21 protein-coding genes are annotated in these 21,051 nt (G+C 28.6%); 16 read left to right on the top strand and 5 right to left on the bottom strand.

Features of this window, described 5'->3' with window-relative positions; translation table 11 throughout:
- Nucleotides 1-93: 93 nt before the first annotated feature.
- Entirely contained in the window at nt 94-993 is a 900-nt protein-coding gene (locus KQI18_RS01075) for an AraC family transcriptional regulator (RefSeq protein WP_216465647.1), read from the bottom strand.
- Between the two features lie 390 nt (nt 994-1,383).
- Between KQI18_RS01075 and KQI18_RS14400 the strand changes: the two genes are divergently transcribed.
- The 7 genes from KQI18_RS14400 (at nt 1,384) to KQI18_RS01040 (ending at nt 8,804) form a co-directional block, all read left to right on the top strand.
- Nucleotides 1,384-1,632: a hypothetical protein gene (locus KQI18_RS14400; RefSeq protein ID WP_216465646.1), complete on the top strand. Its 249-nt coding sequence runs from the start codon at nt 1,384-1,386 to the stop codon at nt 1,630-1,632.
- A 125-nt stretch (nt 1,633-1,757) separates the two neighbouring features.
- A complete protein-coding gene (locus tag KQI18_RS01065) occupies nt 1,758-2,930 on the top strand; it encodes a M20 aminoacylase family protein (protein ID WP_216465645.1) in 1,173 nt (390 codons plus the stop codon).
- 537 nt (nt 2,931-3,467) lie between these two features.
- A complete protein-coding gene (locus KQI18_RS01060) occupies nt 3,468-4,313 on the top strand; it encodes a GNAT family N-acetyltransferase (RefSeq protein ID WP_216465644.1) in 846 nt (281 codons plus the stop codon).
- A gap of 253 nt (nt 4,314-4,566) precedes the next feature.
- Complete coding sequence (locus tag KQI18_RS01055; RefSeq protein WP_216465643.1) at nt 4,567-5,151, top strand: DJ-1/PfpI family protein; 585 nt, start codon at nt 4,567-4,569, stop codon at nt 5,149-5,151.
- A 311-nt stretch (nt 5,152-5,462) separates the two neighbouring features.
- Nucleotides 5,463-6,836, top strand: a complete 1,374-nt coding sequence (locus KQI18_RS01050; RefSeq protein WP_216465642.1) for an MATE family efflux transporter — start codon at nt 5,463-5,465, stop codon at nt 6,834-6,836.
- 111 nt (nt 6,837-6,947) lie between these two features.
- Nucleotides 6,948-7,922, top strand: a complete 975-nt coding sequence (locus KQI18_RS01045; RefSeq protein WP_216465641.1) for a Fic family protein — start codon at nt 6,948-6,950, stop codon at nt 7,920-7,922.
- 228 nt (nt 7,923-8,150) lie between these two features.
- Nucleotides 8,151-8,804 carry an FMN-dependent NADH-azoreductase gene (locus KQI18_RS01040; RefSeq protein WP_216465640.1) on the top strand — a complete coding sequence of 218 codons (654 nt, stop codon included), beginning with the start codon at nt 8,151-8,153 and terminating at the stop codon, nt 8,802-8,804.
- A gap of 63 nt (nt 8,805-8,867) precedes the next feature.
- Here the strand turns inward: KQI18_RS01040 and KQI18_RS01035 are convergent, their stop codons facing one another.
- From KQI18_RS01035 to KQI18_RS01025, 3 genes are all read right to left on the bottom strand, one after another.
- Nucleotides 8,868-9,539: a Crp/Fnr family transcriptional regulator gene (locus tag KQI18_RS01035; protein ID WP_216465639.1), complete on the bottom strand. Its 672-nt coding sequence runs from the start codon at nt 9,537-9,539 to the stop codon at nt 8,868-8,870.
- A 215-nt stretch (nt 9,540-9,754) separates the two neighbouring features.
- Nucleotides 9,755-10,630 (bottom strand): nitroreductase family protein, encoded by an 876-nt coding sequence (locus tag KQI18_RS01030; protein ID WP_216465638.1) that lies wholly within the window; start codon nt 10,628-10,630, stop codon nt 9,755-9,757.
- Between the two features lie 236 nt (nt 10,631-10,866).
- The gene (locus KQI18_RS01025; RefSeq protein WP_216465637.1) at nt 10,867-11,049 is read right to left on the bottom strand and encodes a hypothetical protein; all 183 of its coding nucleotides are present in this window, start codon (nt 11,047-11,049) and stop codon (nt 10,867-10,869) included.
- Between the two features lie 470 nt (nt 11,050-11,519).
- On the opposite strand from KQI18_RS01025, the gene KQI18_RS01020 reads away from it, so the two are divergent.
- From KQI18_RS01020 to KQI18_RS00990, 7 genes are all read left to right on the top strand, one after another.
- Nucleotides 11,520-12,854, top strand: coding sequence for an APC family permease (locus tag KQI18_RS01020; RefSeq protein ID WP_236887582.1), 1,335 nt, complete (start codon nt 11,520-11,522; stop codon nt 12,852-12,854).
- A 212-nt stretch (nt 12,855-13,066) separates the two neighbouring features.
- Nucleotides 13,067-13,903, top strand: coding sequence for a polysaccharide deacetylase family protein (locus KQI18_RS01015; RefSeq protein ID WP_216465636.1), 837 nt, complete (start codon nt 13,067-13,069; stop codon nt 13,901-13,903).
- Nucleotides 13,904-13,951: 48 nt separating this feature from the next.
- Nucleotides 13,952-14,911, top strand: coding sequence for a peptidylprolyl isomerase (locus KQI18_RS01010; RefSeq protein ID WP_216465635.1), 960 nt, complete (start codon nt 13,952-13,954; stop codon nt 14,909-14,911).
- A gap of 57 nt (nt 14,912-14,968) precedes the next feature.
- Complete coding sequence (locus KQI18_RS01005) at nt 14,969-15,454, top strand: RNA polymerase sigma factor (RefSeq protein WP_216465634.1); 486 nt, start codon at nt 14,969-14,971, stop codon at nt 15,452-15,454.
- 8 nt (nt 15,455-15,462) lie between these two features.
- Nucleotides 15,463-15,633 (top strand): hypothetical protein, encoded by a 171-nt coding sequence (locus tag KQI18_RS01000; protein ID WP_216465633.1) that lies wholly within the window; start codon nt 15,463-15,465, stop codon nt 15,631-15,633.
- Nucleotides 15,634-15,843: 210 nt separating this feature from the next.
- Entirely contained in the window at nt 15,844-16,695 is an 852-nt protein-coding gene (locus KQI18_RS00995) for a YihY/virulence factor BrkB family protein (RefSeq protein WP_216465632.1), read from the top strand.
- Between the two features lie 263 nt (nt 16,696-16,958).
- Nucleotides 16,959-18,185: a sensor histidine kinase gene (locus KQI18_RS00990; RefSeq protein WP_216465631.1), complete on the top strand. Its 1,227-nt coding sequence runs from the start codon at nt 16,959-16,961 to the stop codon at nt 18,183-18,185.
- Between the two features lie 108 nt (nt 18,186-18,293).
- On the opposite strand, the gene KQI18_RS00985 is transcribed toward KQI18_RS00990, so the two are convergent.
- Entirely contained in the window at nt 18,294-18,911 is a 618-nt protein-coding gene (locus KQI18_RS00985; RefSeq protein ID WP_216465630.1) for a YitT family protein, read from the bottom strand.
- Nucleotides 18,912-19,344: 433 nt separating this feature from the next.
- On the opposite strand from KQI18_RS00985, the gene cysK reads away from it, so the two are divergent.
- A complete protein-coding gene (cysK, locus tag KQI18_RS00980; protein ID WP_216465629.1) occupies nt 19,345-20,256 on the top strand; it encodes a cysteine synthase A in 912 nt (303 codons plus the stop codon).
- Nucleotides 20,257-20,285: 29 nt separating this feature from the next.
- Nucleotides 20,286-20,825 (top strand): serine O-acetyltransferase EpsC, encoded by a 540-nt coding sequence (gene epsC, locus KQI18_RS00975; RefSeq protein ID WP_216465628.1) that lies wholly within the window; start codon nt 20,286-20,288, stop codon nt 20,823-20,825.
- Nucleotides 20,826-21,051: the final 226 nt, after the last annotated feature.

Here is a 21,051-nt window from a genome sequence, read left to right as displayed (position 1 = left end):
TTTATTAAAAATATATTTTTTAAAACTCTTTAAGGAATTGTAATGCTATCGTGTTAACAATATTGTTATCTTATTTATATGTATTATATCTATTTAAATATTATTTATTTTTTCTTTTCTATAAATAAAAGGTGATACTCCAGTTCTCCTTTTAAATTTTTCAATAAAATAGCTAGAACTTGAAAAGCCACACTGGTAAGCTATATCAGCAATAGAATCATTGGTTGTAATTAGCAGGTTTGCACTTATTACTAACCTATAATTTATAATATATTCAAAAATAGTACAATTCATATGTTTCTTAAATTCTCGGCAACATGCACTCCTTGATAAATTAACTTCATCTGCTACTTCTTTTAACTTAATTTTTTCCATATAATGATTATGGATATAGTTGATAATATTTTTTAAACGCAAAGTATCATTATCAAATTTACTATTAGGAAATGATGTAAAATAAAATTTAATTAAAGTTTGCCAAATTTCTAATAGAGAAATAAGTATTTGCAATTCAAATGTAAGTCTTCTCTGATTATATTCTTGATGAATGTTCAAAAGTTTTTCTAAAATAACGGATTGCCATTCAACATCCTTTTTTAAAACACAATATCTGATCATAGAGTTGATTATATAAGGTTGAATATATTTTGTATTTATTATACTTCCTACAAAACCATATATAATATCAGGGTGAAAGTCTAAACATATAAAAGAGCTATCAATATTCTCATAGTTTTTTGCATTATGTAGTTGTTCTGCATTAATAAATAACCCCTCTCCCTCCGATAAAATTATTGAGTCTCCCTCAATATTAAAATTTACAGTCCCCTTTGTAACAATGCAAAACTGTAATTCTTCATGCCAATGCCAGTCAATAAAACCTAATACATTTTTACTAATTTGAGTTGTATAAATTACAAGAGGAAATTCAAATGAACCGTGTTTAGTTGCTTCTTTTTTATTTTTATCTATAATTATATTGTGTATTTGCATATTGCTCCCCCTTTTATCATCAAATGATATGTTATTCCATCTATATCGTTAGACACAAATGCAATATAGTTCATTATTATATATTAATTCTTGCTTAGTCAATAGAATTATATTTATTGGCGATATAATTGTATATTTATTTTTATTTAATCAATATAATTATACTTAAAGAGAAAGGTAAACCAACGAATATAGTTATAAAGAATTCAGTGTTAGTGATATATGGATAAAGGATGAATCTTATCGATTTGGACTTAATGCTTTTAAATAATTAGGTGGATCTTATGCTGTTGGGAAGTACATTTCAGAAAAGTTGGGCATTGACATTTCAGAACTTTCTTTTGAAAAGTTCCGAAGTAAATAAGAGAAAGACTTGGAGATATTACATTTGTGACTGCAACTGATGGAAACCATGGACGAGGGATTGCTTGGGTTGCAAGTCAAATTGGTCAAAAATCAGTAGTAGATAAAGGTGAAAATATGACTACGCATATATTTCTTAAAGCAGGAGTTGGTTCTTTTGCTGGTGCTATACAGGGATATTTAACTCATGTTTTTGGCAAAGATAGACCAACAACTATAATAGTTGAACCAAGCGAAGCGGCTTGTATATATAAATCAGCTAAGCAGAAAAGCTAGATATAAATAAAGATCAAAAATACTTATTATAAGTACAGAAGGATATACTAAACCCGACAATTATAGAAAAATAATATGGGATGGATTATAAACATCTATATAATGGTTAAAGGAGAAATTGAAATATGAATAACAAAGATTTTGAAAAACAACTTATTGAATGGAGACATCATTTTCATATGCACCCAGAAACTGCATTTGAAGAAACAAACACATCTAGTTATCTTGCTAAATTACTTGAAGATATGGGCTTAGAGGTTCATAGAAACATTGGTGGTACTGGAATAGTTGCTAATCTTAAAGTAGGTGATGGTGAAGAGATTATAGGTATTAGAACAGATATTGATGCTCTTAACTTAACAGAACTTGGTGAACATCCTTATACTTCTTTAAATAAAGGTAAAATGCATGGATGTGGACATGACGGTCATATGTCTATGATACTAGGTGCAGCAAAATTATTATCAGAAAGAAAAAACTTTAATGGTATAGTTAGATTTATTTTTCAACCAGCAGAAGAACCTGGTAAGGGTGCTTATAAAATGATAGAAGATGGACTTTTTGAAAAATTCCCAATGAATGAAATTTATGGAATACACAATAAACCAGGTATGTCGACAGGATCAATTTCTACTCGTGTAGGTGGTATCATGGGAAGTGAGGATAACTTTGTTATCCGCATTAAAGGGCAAGGCTCACATGCTTCAAGTCCTCACATGGGTAAAGACCCAATAGTTATTGCATCAGAAATTGTTCTTGCGCTACAAACTATTATATCTCGTAATATGGACCCAAATGTTCCCGCTGTAATTTCATGCACTGAATTTATTACTGATGGAATTCATAATGCAATACCTACAAACGTAGTGATCAAAGGAGATACCAGAAGTTATACTCCAGAAGTACAAAAACTACTAGAAGAAAGAATGAGAACTATTAGTGAAGGAATATGTCAAATAAATGGAGCAGAGTGTCAATTTGAATATACTCATGAATTTGCACCAACAGTAAATTCAGAAAAATGTATTAATAATGCAGTAAAAGCAGCAATAAATGTTGTTGGTGAAGAGAATGTAAATGGAAATTGTCAAGCATGTATGGTCTCTGAAGATTTCGGTGTATTCCTACAAAATATTCCAGGTTGCCTTGTATTTATTGGAAATGGAGATGAATCTGATGAGGTAGGTAATATTCCACTTCATAATTCATGCTATGATTTTAATGATAATATATTAAAAATCGGAGCGGAATATTTTGCTGAATTGATTAAACTTCGTCTACCAAAATTAGTATTATAGAAATTAAATAAAAGAACAGTAACTATGGGTAACATTCGTAAAATATGATGCATCTATCGCCATCGTGGATTTCTACTGACGGATACAGGTTATGCATCTATATTTCAGGTGACCTTCATCAAGATATACTACAAGGACGCAGTCGTTTTCAAAGTATCGGTTCTTTTTGTGGGAATAGGTGATGATGTTAAGATGGAAAAAGATACGCATAATTTCATTTTCCATTATGCTTTTCTCCAATCTGTAAATGTAATTATGTTTCAGACAACAAAAAAAGGCTATACCTTTCGATGAATGAAAAACATAGCCTCAGCTTTTTTGTAATACATTGAATAAATAATTTGGTCATTCTTGAATTTATATGAAAACAAAGCCACCAGGAAAGATGTGGTAGGAGCCTATACCCGAGCCATGGATATTGAAGGAAAAGCCGGATTTGACGAAAGAATTTATTAAGCCTACATTTTTAATCATAAAAGCAAAAAAGTCGGAATTCAATTGTGATTGTTAAAACATTAGATAGAAGGAGGAGGACTAATGTTAGAATATAAAACTTTAAATAAAACAAGTATAGAAACACTTCATAGAGCATTTCTAGATGCATTTTCTGATTATCAGATTGAAATGGATATGTCCATTAAAAGGCTTAAACAAACGCTTCAAAGAAGAGGATATCTTCCAGAAATATCCATAGGTGCGTTTAAAAATGATCTATTGGTTGGTTTTATTCTAAATGGACTTAGAAGTTGGAATGGAAAAACAACTGTGTATGATATAGGGACAGGCGTTATCTTTGATTACAGAAGACAAGGCATCACTAGTAGCATGCTTTTGGATGTCAAAGAAATACTTAAACAAAAGCAAGTAGAGCAGTATTTGCTTGAGGTTATTCAAACGAATACATCTGCAATTCAATTTTACAAGAAAGAAGGATTCAAGGTTGAAAGGAATTTTCCATGCTTTGAATTAGATAAAAAGCATTATGTTCCTTTGAAAGCCTATAAAGTTGAGCACACTAATAGAATGGCATGGGAACAATTAATAGAGTTCTGGGATTTTGAGCCTTCATGGCAAAATTCAATCGACTCAATTAATGCTGCATCAGAGGAATTTCTATATTCTATTGTACATTTTGATAATACAATTGTTGGATATGGCATTATTAATAAAAGAACAGGAGATATCCCTCAAATCGCAGTAAATAAACATTATAGAGGTAAAGGAATTGCCAGAAGCATCATTACTAATTTAATTGAAAATACGGAATCACATAAAATCAGTGTTATTAACGTAGATGGCCAATCTAAATGTACAACAGATTTCCTGATTAAATTGGGATTTGAACATATTGATGGCCAATACGAGATGATTTTAAAAATTTAATAGTATTTGAATTAATGTGACGTCAGTAGAATGTATCAAATGCATGTTGTGAAAGGTTATTTGCAGGACTGGACGATTCATTTGTACCGCTTGAACAGGCGACCTTCAATGAAGGATTATTTGATTACACGGTATGTATTCTGTACTTATAGAAAACTCATGAGATTATCCAATGTTTGATAATCCTGAAGAATTTTGTAGGGTAATTTTAAATATTCAAAAGTAATAGTTTAATATAAGAGGTGGAAAAGTGATGCAAAAAACAAGAAATGTTGGAATTCTATTATTCGATGATGTTGAAGTAATGGATTTCTGTGGACCATTTGAAGTATTCTCAGTTACGAATGAAATGAATCCTAATAATCCGTTTAATGTTTTTACAGTAGCTGAAAAAGAAGGGCCTGTATATGCAAGAAAAAATTTAAGTATAAATCCGAAATATACAATTTATAATTGTCCCAAACTTGATGTATTGATAGTTCCAGGTGGACAAGGTTCTCGGAAAGAGATGGATAACAAAGCCATTTTAGATTGGATAGAACTTAGTTATTCTAACTTAGAATTATTACTTACAGTATGTACGGGAGCATTAATAATTGCAAAATGTAGATTGTTAGAAGATATGGTTGCAACGACACATCATTCATCCGTAGATTTATTAAAGGAAATCGCCCCAAAAACAAAGATAGTGAAAGACAGATATGTTGATAATGGAAAAATAATATTGTCTGGAGGCATTTCAGCAGGTATAGATATGTCTCTATATGTTATAGAAAAACTTTTAGGAAAAGAAGCAGTATTAAAAACTGTTGATGTGATGGAATATGGATGGATGTAGAGTCTAGGTATACTATAAAGGAGCGATTGGATTGAATGATATTAAAACTGTATTATTTGATTTAGATGAAACACCAGTATTGATACATTTATTATAATAATGTGAATTTGTTACAATAAAAAAGCTGCCACTATATATGGTAGCTTTTTTGTAATTGAAAATGAAAATCTAATGGGTTTATCCATTGGATTTTTAAATTAAATAGTATATAATAATTATAGTTATGATAGAAATCAGTTAATCAAATTAGAGGGGAGCGCCTTGCTTCCCTTGAATCATGTTTAAAAATTTAATAATAAGGAGGACAACATATGGTTAGTCAACAAATACTTGGAACAGAGCGTATTAGTAAGCTTCTGATTAAATATTCTATTCCAGCCATAATAGGTATGTTGGTAAATAGTTTATACAATGTAGTAGATAGAATTTTTATTGGGAATATCAAGGGCGTTGGATCTTTGGCTATAACAGGTCTCGGTGTAACAATGCCCATAATGACTATAATATTAGCTTTTGGAATGTTGATTGGTATTGGTACGACAGCAACTATATCTTTAAAATTGGGTGAAGGTAAGGTAGAAGATGCGCAAAAACTTATTGGAAATGCTATGACACTTTCTGTAGTAGTAGGAATTATTTTAACTATAATAGGACTTATCTTTCAAGATCAAATACTAGTTTTGTTTGGTGCTAGTGATAAAACGATATTCTACGCAAAGGAATATATTAATATCATTTTAATGGGTACTGTCGTAAATTTACTTGCTTTTTCTTTAAACCACTCAATAAGAGGAGACGGTGCTCCTGCAATATCTGCAGGAATAATGATAGTTGGATGTGTAACAAATATAATTTTAGATTATGTTTTAATATTTATAGTCGGAATGGGAATAAAGGGTGCGGCTATTGCAACAGTTACATCACAGGCCTTAACAGCTATTATTACAATTTATTATTATGTAAGTGGTAAATCGAATTTAAAGTTTGAAAAAAAGAGTTTAAGATTAGAATCACGCCTTGTAAAATCTATTTTCGCAATAGGTATGTCATCATTTGCGATGCAGCTTGCGGCTAGTTTAGTACAAGTTGTATCAAATCACGCTCTTAAGTCATATGGTGGAGATTTAGCTATAGGAGCCATGGCTACAGTTTCTTCTATTTCAATGTTCTTTTTAATGCCTGTCTTTGGAATAAATCAAGGTGCACAGCCAATAGTTGGTTTTAACTATGGTGCTAAAAAATACGATCGTGTAAGAAAGGCATTTTTAGGATCACTTGGTGCCGCAACTGTCATACTTACTCTAGGATTTTTCGCTGTTCAACTATTTCCATACTCAATTGTAGGAATATTTAATAAGGATCCTGAGCTTATGGCTATATCAGTAAATGGGTTAAGAGTATATCTGTTCATGTTGCCAATAATTGGGATATCAATTATCGGTGGAGTATTTATTCAATCAATTGGTAAGGCGAAAATGTCTATGATATTAAGTTTACTTAGACAGGTCATACTTTTAATACCTTTTATAATAATACTTCCAAGATTTATGGGATTAAAAGGGGTCTGGATGGCTCAACCTTTATCAGATTTAATTGCAGTAGTTTTAACTGGATTTGTGGTACTTAAGGAAATAAAACGTCAAAAACAATTGATGTTGGATCAAACAGTCTCCCTTGAAGATTAAAAAAATATTATATAATAAATTTCTTTTTTCAAAAAATTGTAAAAATTATGTATTTATGCTAAAATAAAATCACTTTAAGAAAAATGAAATTAGATGTTATGGAGTGATTAAATGAATTTTATGGACAAAGAAGTCTTGTTAAATGCAAGGGTTAGTATGAAGGTTGTAAAAACTCTTTCTAAAATAAATGAATATAAGGGTAGACAAATAGTATACAAAAAACAAAATAAAGATATATTAGAAAATCTAAGTGAGACATCTTTAGTTGAATGCGCTTTATCTACACATATAGGTAAGAGTACTAGAAAAAAGGAAATGGATATTGAAAAATTAGTAAATGGTGAGAAGATTCCTTCTACTGAAGATGAATGGAGCGTAGTAGAATACAGAGATTTAGTAAAAACTATAAATAGTGCTTACAATACGATGTATTTAAATTCACTATTAATAGCAGAGTTACATGGTTATCTGTACAAATATTCAAATCAACGAGGAGGATTCTTTAGAGATAATCTAAGTACTGAAGTTGAAAATCTATGCGATTCTTATCACAACTTTCTGGAGGATGATGAGGTAGATGTTCTAATTCTTATTGCTACCATAGTACTAGAGTTTATACTACTTAGACCTTTTAATAAAGGAAATATAAAAATGGCGAGAGTGCTTATGCTTCTTACTTTAAATAAGAATGGTTATGAAGTAGGAAGATATGTTAGTTTAGGTAAAGTATTCGATGAAAGTTCACTAGAATATTTTGAAAGAATAAAAAACTTAAGGTCGTGTCTTAGTAGGGGTGAGTACGATATAAATACATGGTTAGAATATTTTCTGGAAAGTATACTTATCGGTTATCAAAAGTTAAATGGCAGTTTAAAAATTACAGATATAAATAAAGTTACTAAAACACTTAGAATCGAAACTTACATTAATTCAACTCTTGGATACTTTACAAAACAAGATATAAAAGATCTATGCCCGGATATACCAGGCCCTACTATAAATAGAGTATTTAATAATCTAAGAAGAGATGATAAGATTGAAGTTATAGCTAGAGGTAGAAATGCGAAATGGAGAAAAAAATATTAGTATAAAAAGATAATATAATTAATTTATATATTATCAAGAAACTTATTAATCAAATAAAGTAATAGATTGATATCAAAATTATTATTAAATAAAATGTTACCTAAAAGTTAATTCAGCTTTTAGGTATTTTTTATATTTTATTGTACTTAGTGATTTTCTTTATTTATGGTTGTATAAAAGGATTTTCAATAGGAATACTAATATAAAGAGCAAAAGGAGGAAGATATATTGAAAAAAAAGCTACTTTATATTAGTGTGAATTCAAAACCTGAGAATCTATCTACTAGCAAAACAGTTGCTAGAAAATTTATTGATAGATTCTTAGAAAGAAATACAGACTTTATTCTAGAAGAGATAGATTTGTATAAAAATTATATACCTAAATTAGAATATCAATACTATGAAAAAAGAAATTCACTTATAAAAGAAGATGAACTAACAAATTTGAGTGAACAAGATAAAAGGGATATAAATAGGATCAATGAGTTATGCGATCAATTTGTTGAAGCAAGAGTTTATGTTATTGCTTCTCCAATGTGGAGCTTATCATTTCCATCACAGTTAAAAGCATATATTGATTGTATTGTCCAAGATGGGAAGACGATTACATTTGATCAAGATGAAAAACCTGACGGATTGTTGAATGATTTTGATAGAAGTTTAGTTTATGTACAATCATCTGGAGCTAAAATCCCTTGGATTATGAAACCTATTCTAAATAAAGGTTTGAATTATGTTGAAAGTATTATGAAGTTTATAGGTATTAAGAAGTTTGAGGAATTACTAGTAGATGGAACAGGGACAACAGAAGAAGAAAGACAAAGTACAATACAGACTGCCTACGATAAAATAGATGAAGTAATTGATGGCTTGAAATTCTAGAAAAAAATAAAAACTTATATATTATAGTTATAACTATTTAATATATAAGTTTATTTTTTTACACTATATATCTTTTAATTTATTAGAATCAAGTATTTCAACACTAGATCTAGATAATTTAATTAGCCCATTTATTTCGAATTTTTTTAGTGTCCTGCTTACAACTTCTCGAGCAGTTCCTAAATGATTTGCTATTTTATTATGCGTTAAATTTAAAATATCGGATTCATCTAAGTTTGACTGATCAATTAAGAAGTTTGCCACCCTAGATTCAAGACTTGAAAATAAGGCTTGATCAAAAGTCCACAAAATATCTGATAGCTTATTTTGACTCAATTCAAATAAATACTTTTGAATACTTATATTTGAATCCGAGATACTTTTTAATCCATTTCCATCTAGAATTATTACAGAAGAATCTTTTTCAGCTTCGATATTTATTTCGTAATTTAAATTTTTAAATATGCATGAAGCTGATAAAATACATATATCTCTGCTCAGGAGTCTAAACAGAGTTATTTCCTTTCCAGTAAAAGAGTGCATGAAACTTCTAAGTTGTCCATCCAATACTATTATCAATCCAGCACACATATTTGAATTATTCTGTATTAGCTCATAAGCCTTAAAATGTTGAAATGTGCTTATAGCGAGAATATTATTTTTATCTTCATCAGGTAGTGAACGATAAAAAGGGAGAACCTCATTTAAATATAATTCTATTTTATTGTAAAACATATTTACCTTCCTTAAACATAATTTTAGTTTTTAAATTTTATATAATTAATATGTGGTGACGTCATAAAAGTTATTAATAAAATTAATTATAATATATAAAGTTCATTAATCAAGTTATAAATATCTAATTTAAAGCGTTTGAAATTTAAAAAACCAACTTCAATTGAATAATAGGTCAAATTAAAGCTGGTTTTGTATTATTTTGGTGTTTTAATCTATATATTACAGTATCCAATATATTTGTAGTCAGTAGGGATACTATATTTTTTATCTGTTTTTTCTAATGTCCAACTAGTATCAAATAGAGTTGTTCTTACAATTAGCTCAAAGAAAAGCATTACAATACCGGCGTCTATTTTTGATTCATAAGTATTAGTATACTCATCATTTCTTACAGCAAGTATGACTTTGCCACCGTCTACTATAAATCTCCAAGGTTGCCTATTTAAAGTGGATGGGGCCATTCTAGCGTAATTAAATGCATCAAGTAAAGCTCTTTCAGCAAGTGTTTCAGCATCTATATTTTTGCCCCATTCATCTATGTAAACAATTTCCTCAACACCTAATCTTGTAGAAGTATCATTGTCAATTATTTCCATATCAGATAATGAATAACTTTCTCCAGTTTTAGTTTGGTTAACTACCTTTTTCTTGCTATTTACAGATTCGTAACCTAATGCTATTATTGCTACAATCTCTTTGTCAGAATCTATTTCTAATTTACTAAGTATTTTGTAACTGTCTTCAAAAGTTATCCAACAAGAATCTATATCTAATTCTGTTGCTTTTAAAACAATGCTTTCTCCAATGTACCCAGCATTCTCTATATAGTTGTCAGCAACTTCAGAAAGAATAAATATGTAGTTTGGTGCTCCTATCATATTTCCTTTATAACCAGCGATGTCTTGGAGCTTTTCAGATACTTTATCCCTAACATTGTCAAATAGCTTTACCTCAACACCAATATTAGAAACTAGTTTTTTACAAGAAGTTGAAAACGTTTCTAATTCAACCAGAAGTTCTTCTCTGATTGGAGTACCTTTAAAATCTCTTACTGATTTACGATTTGATATAAGTGCTTTGTAATCCATTATATTAAACCTCCTAATGCTAATTTAGCATAAATATATTATTAAATTTTTAGTTCTCATATAGATAATATCATTATGAATTCTATATAGTCAATAAATATAGTATAAGGCATAATGAAACTTTAAAATTTTATATTATAGTAATTAAGCTTTAATTTTTGGATAACAAAAACCTATATTGAATATTACTAATATAGGCAAAATTTTTAACAATCTAAAAATACAAGATAATATAGTTATCTACAATAACAAGGACCAATAATATGTTTTTCTTTAATTGTGTAAAGCTTTAAATCATGTACAACTATTATATCTTCTAAGTTATCTGAAATACTAATAATTCTTAAACATTTGTTTCTGATTTCAGATGGTAATTCAGGATCATCAGTTAAATTTACATAATCATCATATCTATACATAAAATCATCCCTTTACATTTAATTAATTATATTATACTATATTTAAGGAAATTTTATTTAACTTTAATTAAAGCTTTTACAATTAAACAGTTTTTTATACAAGATTTCTTATTTTATTTATATATGTATAGTTTATTAAGAAAAATTTATTTTTATTTTATAAATAAGCAAGATTAAAAAGGTTTTTAAGATTAAAAAATGAAACAATTATTATGAATTATGTGTATATGGAAAATGGTTAAAAAATTTTCAATGCGAATTTTTAAAGTAAAATCTTCTTAATATATGTATCTATTTGTAATATTTTATTTAAAAAAGAAGTTATTGAGTGAAAAATTCTGTGTTAAATATTAATTTTAAAAGTTTGTAAAATTTTTAAAATATATTTGAATTTTTAGAAATTTATATTATACTTATTAAAGTATATAAAATATTTGTATCAGTAAAATTGAAAATTGGAGGGAATTATTATGAGTAATGAACTAAAAAAGACGCTTGGACTGTCTGCAGCAATGTCTACAGTTATCGGATCTGTAATCGGTTCTGGAGTGTTCTTTAAACCTCAAGCTGTTTATGAAATGACAGGCGGAGAACCTGGTCTTGGAATGATAGCTTGGTTATTAGCCGGAATTATGACCATAGCAGCTGGGTTAACAGTAGCAGAAGTAGCAGTTTTAATACCTAAAACTGGTGGAATGATGGTTTATATTAAAGAAATTTATGGAGAAAAATTAGGATTTTTAGCAGGGTGGATGCAAATAGTGTTATTTTTCCCAGGTTTATCAGCGGCACTTGCAGTTATATTCGCACAACAGCTAACAGATATGACAGGAACTCCGCAATTTCAATTACCTATAGCAATTGGTTTAATAATGTTAGTAGCATTTTTAAACACAATGGGATCTAAAACTGGCGGTACGATACAAACGGTTTCTACAGTTTGTAAATTAATACCTCTAATAGTAATAATGGTCTTTGGTTTCGTAAAAGGTGGTGGAGGAAATCCAGTATTTTCGCCGCTTGTAGGAGAAGGCGTAGGACTAGGAAGTGTAATAGGTCAAGTTCTTATAGCTATACTATTCGCATATGATGGCTGGCTTAATGTTGGTGCAATAGCTGGAGAAATGAAAAATCCAGGAAAAGATTTACCTAAAGCTATAATAGGTGGTCTTACAATATGTACTGCAGTATACTTCATTATAAACTTAGCTTACTTATGGGTTTTACCAGCTAGTCAATTAGCAGTTGAAACATCACCAGCTTCAGCTGTTGCAAGAGCAGTATTTGGTGATGTTGGTGGTACAATAATATCTATTGGTATACTTATATCAGTGTTTGGTACTTTAAATGGCTACCTTTTAACAGGACCAAGAGTTGTATATAAATTAGCAGAGGATAAAACTCTTCCATTCTCTGATAAATTAGCTAAATTAAACAGTGCACAAGTTCCAGCAAACGCTATTATATTTGTGGCAACACTTTCAGGAATCTACGCTTTAACTAATCAATTTAACCTGTTAACTGACTTAGCTGTATTCTCAAGTTGGTTATTCTATGTTCTTACTTTTATAGGGGTAATTATGCTTAGAAAGCGTATGCCAGATGCTCCAAGAAGTTATAAAGTTCCACTATATCCAATAGTGCCTTTAATAGCTATAATAAGTGGGTCATTTGTTTTAATAAACTTACTGTTGTTCTCTGGTGGAGGTCCTAGACTTAGAGCAGTTGTTAGTTTACTTATAACAGGATTAGGTTTACCAGTATATTATCTAGTTTTAAAAAGTAAACAAAAAGAAGTTAAGTAAACAAAATTAAGAATAAAATATCTTATATAGAAAAGTCCTAGTTTAACTAGGGCTTTCTTTTTGTTATAATGTATTTATACAAAAATATATAAGATTTGATATTTATTTTAAAAAAATAAAACTTTTTGTTGAAATAGAACGTCTATATATTAGGGCGTTTTTTAATATGCGGGGGTATATCAACGTAAATAGCAAAATTTGGAGGAATTGCAATGAGGAAAAAGAATATATACACTAGAAAGAAACAAAAGAGAATTAACACTAAGAAAGTTACTGTAGTAATAGGAGGAGTGATTGTAGTTGTAGCAGCTGTATTCGGTATTATAAAATTCAAAGGTAATACTAGCGAAGAAGAGTCGGTTAGAGATTCTAAACTTGCAAACAGTACTATAACAAGTATAGTTAGCAACGCATCAGAAGAAATTAATAAGGGCCCAACAAGGAGTGCTGGTAAGGTAGCTTACATAACTATAGATGATGGACCATCAAAATTTACAGATCAGCTTATTAAAGTTTTGGACAAGCATAATGCAAAGGGTACATTCTTTATGATCGACGGAAATATGAAGGCATATCCAGAGCAGGTGAAAAATATAGTTAATAGTGGGAATACTGGAGGATTCCACAGTGTTACTCACGATATTCATAAATTATATACAACGCCAACATCTGCAAAAGAAGAATTTGATCAATGTGCTAAAACTTTCTATGATATAACAGGTAAACGTTCAAAGGTAATAAGAATACCTTATGGTAGTAAACCTTATACACCACAGGCTTCTTATGATGCTATGGTTTCATCTGGATATAAAATTTGGGACTGGGATTTAGACACTATGGACTGGAAAGCAAACTCTACTCAGATAGTAGACAGTGTAAAAAATCACAATCCATCAAATGATAAATTAATCATCCTTATACATGAGAAACAACAGAGCTTGGATGCATTAGATCCAATGCTTACTTATTTGGCTAATGAAGGTTATGAGTTTCAACCTATAGAACAAAACCAAACTCCACATAATTATTGGCTTAATAACTTAAAATAAAGTGATTATATACGAATTAATTAATAAGAATTGACGAGGTGCATAATATTGAAAAAAATATTCTACTTAGGGATAATAGGTCTGATATCTATTTCACTTACAGCTTGTAGTGGAAAAAGTATAGCGACTGTAAATGATGTTGATATAACAAAGGAACAATATAAAAAGACTACGACAATACTGTCTGTAACAAATGACTATTTAAATGGAAAAACTTTCGATGATATGAACAAGTCTTTAGATAAAAAGGGTAAAAAAGATTTGGAAAATATGTTATTATCGTTTATGATAGATAATGAACTTTTATATCAAAAGGCTAAGGATAAAGGATTTTCTCCAAGCGAAGCTGAAATTAATTCTAAATACGAAGAATTAAGTGAGGAGATAACATCAAACCCAAGCTATAAGAAAGAATTGGATAAAGCAGGTGTTGATAAAGATTACTTATTAAAAGAAATATCTAGAGATTTAACGATTGAAAAATACAGAAAAGATTTTGTAGACAAGTTGAACATAAGTGAACAAGAAATTCAAGACTACTATAAAAACAATAAAAATGAATTTAGTATTCCTGAAGTCGATGCTTCACATATATTGATATCGACTTTAGACAAAGAGAAGAAGCCAGTAAACGATGCTGAAAATAAAACATTAAAAGAAAAGGCTGATAAGGTATTTACTGAATTAGAAAATGGTGCAGACTTTGAAGAGTTAGCAAAAAGGTACTCTGATGATAAAGCTACTGGTAAAAACGGTGGTGGTCTTGGTTATTTTACTAAAGATAGTAAAAATGCCGAGTTTACAAAACATGTTTTTAATCTAGAAAAAGGAAAAACTTCTAATGTATTTGAAACAAGCTATGGATACCATATTGTGAGAGTTAACGATAAGAAAAACAAACAGTTAAGTTTCGAAGACAGTAGAAGTATGATTAGAAATAAAATTATAGATGAAAAATTCCTAATTCATCTAAATTCATTGGAAAAAAATGCTGATATAAAAAAATAGTTAAAAATTAAATCTCAGAAAATCGTCCTAGCCTGTAATCGAGAGGGGATTTACAGGATGTCTAAGAGTGATAATAGAAAAAAAGCTGAGTCTTATATAATAGAAAATAAGAATTCGTTTTATAGAATTGCATATAGTTACACAAAAAATGAAGAAGATGCACTTGATGTAGTACAGGATTCAATATATAAAGCTCTTTGTTCAATTGACACTATTCAAGATATAAACTGTATAAAAACATGGTTTTATAAAATACTTATTAGGACTAGTATCGATAATATTAGGAAGAATGCTCGCTATACAAATTTAATTTCAACAGAACTATCTGTTGATCAAGATAGAGTATACGATAAATATTCAGATATCGATTTGATAAAAGCCTTGGAAGAGCTTCCTATTGAATATAAATCTATACTGCTATTAAGATTTTTTGAAGATTTAAAAATTGATGAGGTAGCTGAAATATTGGATGAAAATATAAATACAGTAAAAACTAGACTTTATACAGCACTTAAAAAATTAAAATTTAAAGTTGAAAAGTAGGCGTTTAAATGGATAAAAAAGAGGCCTTAGAAAAATTAAAAATAGAATATAAAAACATGATTATACCAAGTAAATTGGACAATTTAATTAATGAAAAAACAATTGATTGTATTTCCAATTTTATCTTAAGCAATATGGATTGTGAAAAATTCGGTAACACAAATAATAATACGTATTAAGTATTGGTATAATAAGTATTATCAACTTAGAATTAATGCAGAGGTAAGCGCCTCTGTATTATTTTTTGATGTTAATATCAATAGAATATAAAATAAATAAAGTAGTAAAATAAAAGTATTCAATATGTTAAAATTAAATAAATATATAAAATATCTCAAACACATTAAATATAAGAACATTATTAGTTAAGAGATTTAAGGGAGAGGTTTATGTTTACTATTTATAATAAATTAAGAGAATTAGTAAATAGATCTAACTACAGTGAACTAAGTTCTAGAACTGCAGAGCTATCATTCTTTATTTTATTGTCTATTTTTCCGTTTTTATTATGCTTTATAAGTGGAGTAGCATATATTCCAGAATTTCATATGAATAAATATTCTGGGTTATTTGCTAGTATAATGCCCGCAAGTGTTTTCAATGTTTTATCATCTATAATCGTGTCAGCAATAAATAATAGAAATTTAAGATTTCTATTCATGAGTTTTATTTTAACAATGTGGACTACGTCTAGAGCTGTTAAGGCATTAATAAAAGGCATGAATAAGTCGTATCGTGTTAGGGAGACGAGATCCTTTTTAAAAATAATGTTTATATCTTTCTTTTTTACATTTATATTATTAATGTTAATATTTGTATCTATTATATTTTTAGTTTATGGTGAGAAAATAGGGCTATTTCTATTTACTTTTGTAGGTCTTGATGCTGTATTTTTGAATCTCTGGAATATTCTTAGGTACAGTGTAACAATTATTACGATCATAGTTGCATTTACAATTCTTTACAAGTATACACCAAATAAAAAGATAAACTTTAGGGAGGTTGTTCCGGGTTCAGTTTTTGCTACATTTTCGTGGTTCATTGTATCGTATTTGTATTCTTATTATACAAACCATTGGGCAAATTATGAAGTAATCTATGGTAGTATAGCTGAAATAATAGTTCTCATTACTTGGATTTATTTTAGTAGTTGGGTTATTACTTTAGGATATGAATTGAACATCAGACTTTACTATAGGAGAAATTCTATACTTACAAATAGGAACAGAGAAGATAAATAATTATAGATAATATAATTAAATATTGATAAATAATAAAAAAAGTGATACAGATGCTATTTGCATCATTATCACTTTTTTTATTTACATATATATAGTGTATACTATATATATGTAAAATAAGTAATAGAGTGTAAAAATAGATGAATTTAATGATAAAAAGCGCATAATTTGTAAAAATATGTTATAAATTATGTTATAATTAAAATAATATATATTGATATATATTATATTCACATTAATCTAAATAAAGGAGAATCAATAATATGGGGAATTTTGAAGGATTCTTAGATTATTTAAAAAAAATGCCAATACCTGCAATATTCTGTTATAAAGAACTGATTGAAAATAGAGAGATTTTTAAAATTAAGTGTGTTAACTATAGTTTGCTAAATATTATCGAAAATAATATAATTAATGAAGATGTTGATTTTTCAGAATTATTTAATTTAAATAAACAACCACTAAATATTAGTACAAAAAATTCATCTAAAGGTAATAAAGTCTATAGATATATATCTGAGTTAGGAAAGTGGTTTTGTATAGAAAAACAAGAATTTAGTGAATCCGAAACAATATTTTATTTAACAGAAATTACTTTTAATTGCGAGCTATTAAAGGATGGTTTTGAAAGTAGTGATGATTTTTATTATTTTATATCGGATAATATAGAAAAATTTTTAGAATATATTAATACTATAGATAAAAATGCAGATAGATATAAAGATACAATGGAGTTATTTTTAACATTTATAAATGAAATGGATATGTTAAGAGAAGATTTAGAGGAAGGTATGTATTTAAATAAGATGAGTGATTTTACAAATATAGTTCACGAACTTATAACACCAATAAATATGATATATTCATCTCTACAAGTTATTGAAAAAACTGGCGAAAACTTTTTAGATGATAATCAAGCAATAAGAAGAAATGTGAATATAATGAAGTTAAATGCTATTAGAGTAATTAAACTTGTTGACAATATAATTGATTTTACAAAGCTTAGAACAGGATATAATGATTTTAATCCTGAGACTAATGATATAGTAAAATTTATTGAGATTACTTGTCTATCTGTTGTTGAGTTTGCTTCTGAAAAAAATATAGAATTAATATTTGAATCAGATATAGGCGAGTTATTTATAAGTTTTGATAAAGATAAGATGGAGAGAATTTTAATCAATTTATTGAGTAATTCGATTAAATACAATAAAGAGATTAATGGTATTATAAAAATACGTTTATCTGCACAAAATGGTTATTTTCATATTGCAGTTGAGGACAATGGTATAGGAATTCCTAAAGAAAAAATAGATAAAATATTTGATAGATTTGAGAAAGTTAATATCGGCGGTTTGTGTAAGCCTAGGGGAAGTGGAATAGGACTTTCACTAGTCAAATCAATGGTAAATATGCATGGCGGTAAAATTTGTTTGAAGAGTAAGGTCGATGTTGGTACTGAATTTATAGTATCACTTCCTATCTCATAATTATTTAATAAAGCAAAATTGCTAAAAGATCTTTTCTAAAATTTAAATCAGAAAGGGTTAAAAGTAATAAAGCCAGGAGATTAACTTCCTGGCTTTATTGTATTTTTATTAACTTACTTTTAAATCTATTTCTAAATTTTTTCCGTGATAATAAATCAGATCTATTATCTTACTGCTTATAGTTACAGCGATTACTGAATAAAATACGCTAAAAGCTGATAAATATAAAAGAGACAATAAAAGTATAGAAATATCTGCAATAAGATATATTTTTCCTAGTCCAAAAGATGTAGTCTTAGAAATTACTAATGCAAGTGCATCGTCTCCTCCAGCAGCACATCCTGCTTTTACAATTAGTCCTACTCCTATACCAACTGTAGTACCAGCAAATATAGTGGATAGTAGCATACTGTCAAATTTAGGTACAATAGGACCAATAATTTCAAAACAGTAATATAGAACAGAGAAACTTACAGATGCTATTATAGAGTAAATAAAGAACTTCTTACCAAAGAATTTGTATCCTACTAATAACAGAGCAATATCAATTACCACATTTGCAATTGAAGGATCTATGTCAAATAAATTTTTTAACAGTAGTAAAAGTCCTAACACTCCACCTTCCGTAATATTGTTTAAATAATAAAAATTGTAAACTCCAAATGCTAGTATGGAAGAACCTATAAATATCAATAGTATCCTTTCCATGTTCGTCCGGCTTATCATAAAAAACCTTCCCTTCTTTAATTTATATATATTATATGCTATAAAAAAAGTTTTGTATATGCGATTTTTGAAAACTAAATATTATACAGGTTTTTTAAAAATAAATCAATACTTTTATAGAAAAAAATTAGGTGAAAATTAAAATATTTATAATACAGTATTTTCAATACTTATAGCATTTAAAAAAGAAAAAAGTTTTTATTAGTTGATTCAAGGTTTAGTATAAATAACCATAAAGTTTATATTAATTTTTTATTTGTTTACTTATACTAAGTATTTATAAATTATTTATAGAAATTTTAAAAAAAAATGTGACTGATTTTTCTAAAAAATTAAATATTTAAAAAAGGGGTTGAATTATCAATATGATAATACTATAATATATTTATAATTATCATTTTGATAGTAAAGTTAATATTTAGGAGGAAGTATTATGATATACGAAAATATTTTAGATTTAATTGGAAATACGCCTATGTTTAGACTTAATAATTTGGAGATGAATGACAAATTAACTGATATATACGTAAAAATAGAAAAGTCAAATCCAGCAGGTAGTGTTAAAGATAGAGCAGTATTAGGAATGATAGAGGGACTAGAAAAAAGAGGAGAGTTAAATAAAAGTGATGTTCTTGTAGAGGCAACTAGTGGAAATACCGGGATTGCTCTCTCAATGGTAGGAAGAGTAAAAGGATATGAAGTAGTAATAGTAATGCCAGAGACAATGAGTATAGAAAGAAGAAGCCTAATGAAAGCATATGGAGCTAGATTAATATTAACTGATGGTAAAGAAGGGATGGCAGGAGCTTTAAATAAAGCTCAGGAACTTTTAAATAATAATCCTAATTACAAATCGCTAAAGCAGTTTGAAAATGAAGATAATCCTGATATTCATTACAGAACTACTGCAGTAGAAATATATAATGATTTAGAGGATATAGATATATTTATTACAGGGGTTGGAACTTCAGGAACTTTAACAGGTGTTGCAAGGTATTTAAAAGAAAGAAAGCCGGATGTTAAAATTGTTGCTATAGAGCCTACTAAGTCTCCCGCAATTTCAGAAGGAAAGTCTGGTCCTCATAAGATACAAGGAATAGGAGCTAACTTTATTCCAGCGAACTACGACAAAACTTTAGTAGATGAAGTTATAACAGTTGATGATGATGATGCTTTTGAAATGGTAAGAATTTTGGCTGAAAAAGAAGGGCTTTTGGTTGGGGTTTCTGCTGGAGCCAATGTTTTTGGAGCTTTAGAGATTGCAAAAAAATACCCAGGAAAAAAGATAGTTACGATAGCGCCAGATGGAATAGATAAATATATGTCTATGGGAATATTTGATTAATTATTTTTAGTTTAAGGGAGTTGGGTTATTTGTTTAGAAGGATAAACAAAGATTTAGAATATATTATGGAAAATGATCCGGCGTCAAAATCAAAGATTGAAGTATTTTTACTATATCCTTCAGTACACGCTATGATCATGCATAGAGGATCACATTTTTTATACAAAAAGAAGAGATTTTTTTTAGCAAGGCTTTTATCCCAATTATCTAGATTCTTTACGGGAATAGAAATACATCCAGGTGCCCAAATAGGTGAAAGTATATTTATAGACCATGGAATGGGTGTCGTTATAGGGGAGACTGCTATAGTAGGAAACCGAGTAACGATATTTCACGGGAGTACTTTGGGAGGGACTGGTAAAGATACTGGAAAAAGGCATCCTACTGTAGGGGACAATGTACTAATTGGAGCTGGTGCCAAGGTTTTAGGACCTATAAATATAGGTTCGAACTCTAAAGTTGGAGCAAATGCTGTAGTACTCAAAGATGTTCCTGACGGGGTTACAGTAGTTGGTATACCTGCAAAAATAGCAAATAAACAAAATATTGAAAAAGATAAAATAATTTAAAAAATAATAAAGTAAATATTAAAGCTATTGTGAAAATTAAGACTAGTTTTTGCAATAGCTTATAGCATTTTGTTAAATTCCCTTAACATTTCTTAACGTAGGCTTTACTTGACCGTGATAAAAAAGAAGATTATTATATTAGAAAATAAAGAAAAGGTTTCTACAGTGAGAACAAGCATTGTAATTATCAAATAATGGAAACGTTTCCATAGCTTTTCTTTAACTA

The organism is Metaclostridioides mangenotii (assembly GCF_018917235.1).
Classification (GTDB): domain Bacteria; phylum Bacillota; class Clostridia; order Peptostreptococcales; family Peptostreptococcaceae; genus Metaclostridioides.
The sequence above is the reverse complement of the archived record's forward strand: the minus strand, read 5'-3'. Positions and strand labels throughout refer to the sequence as shown.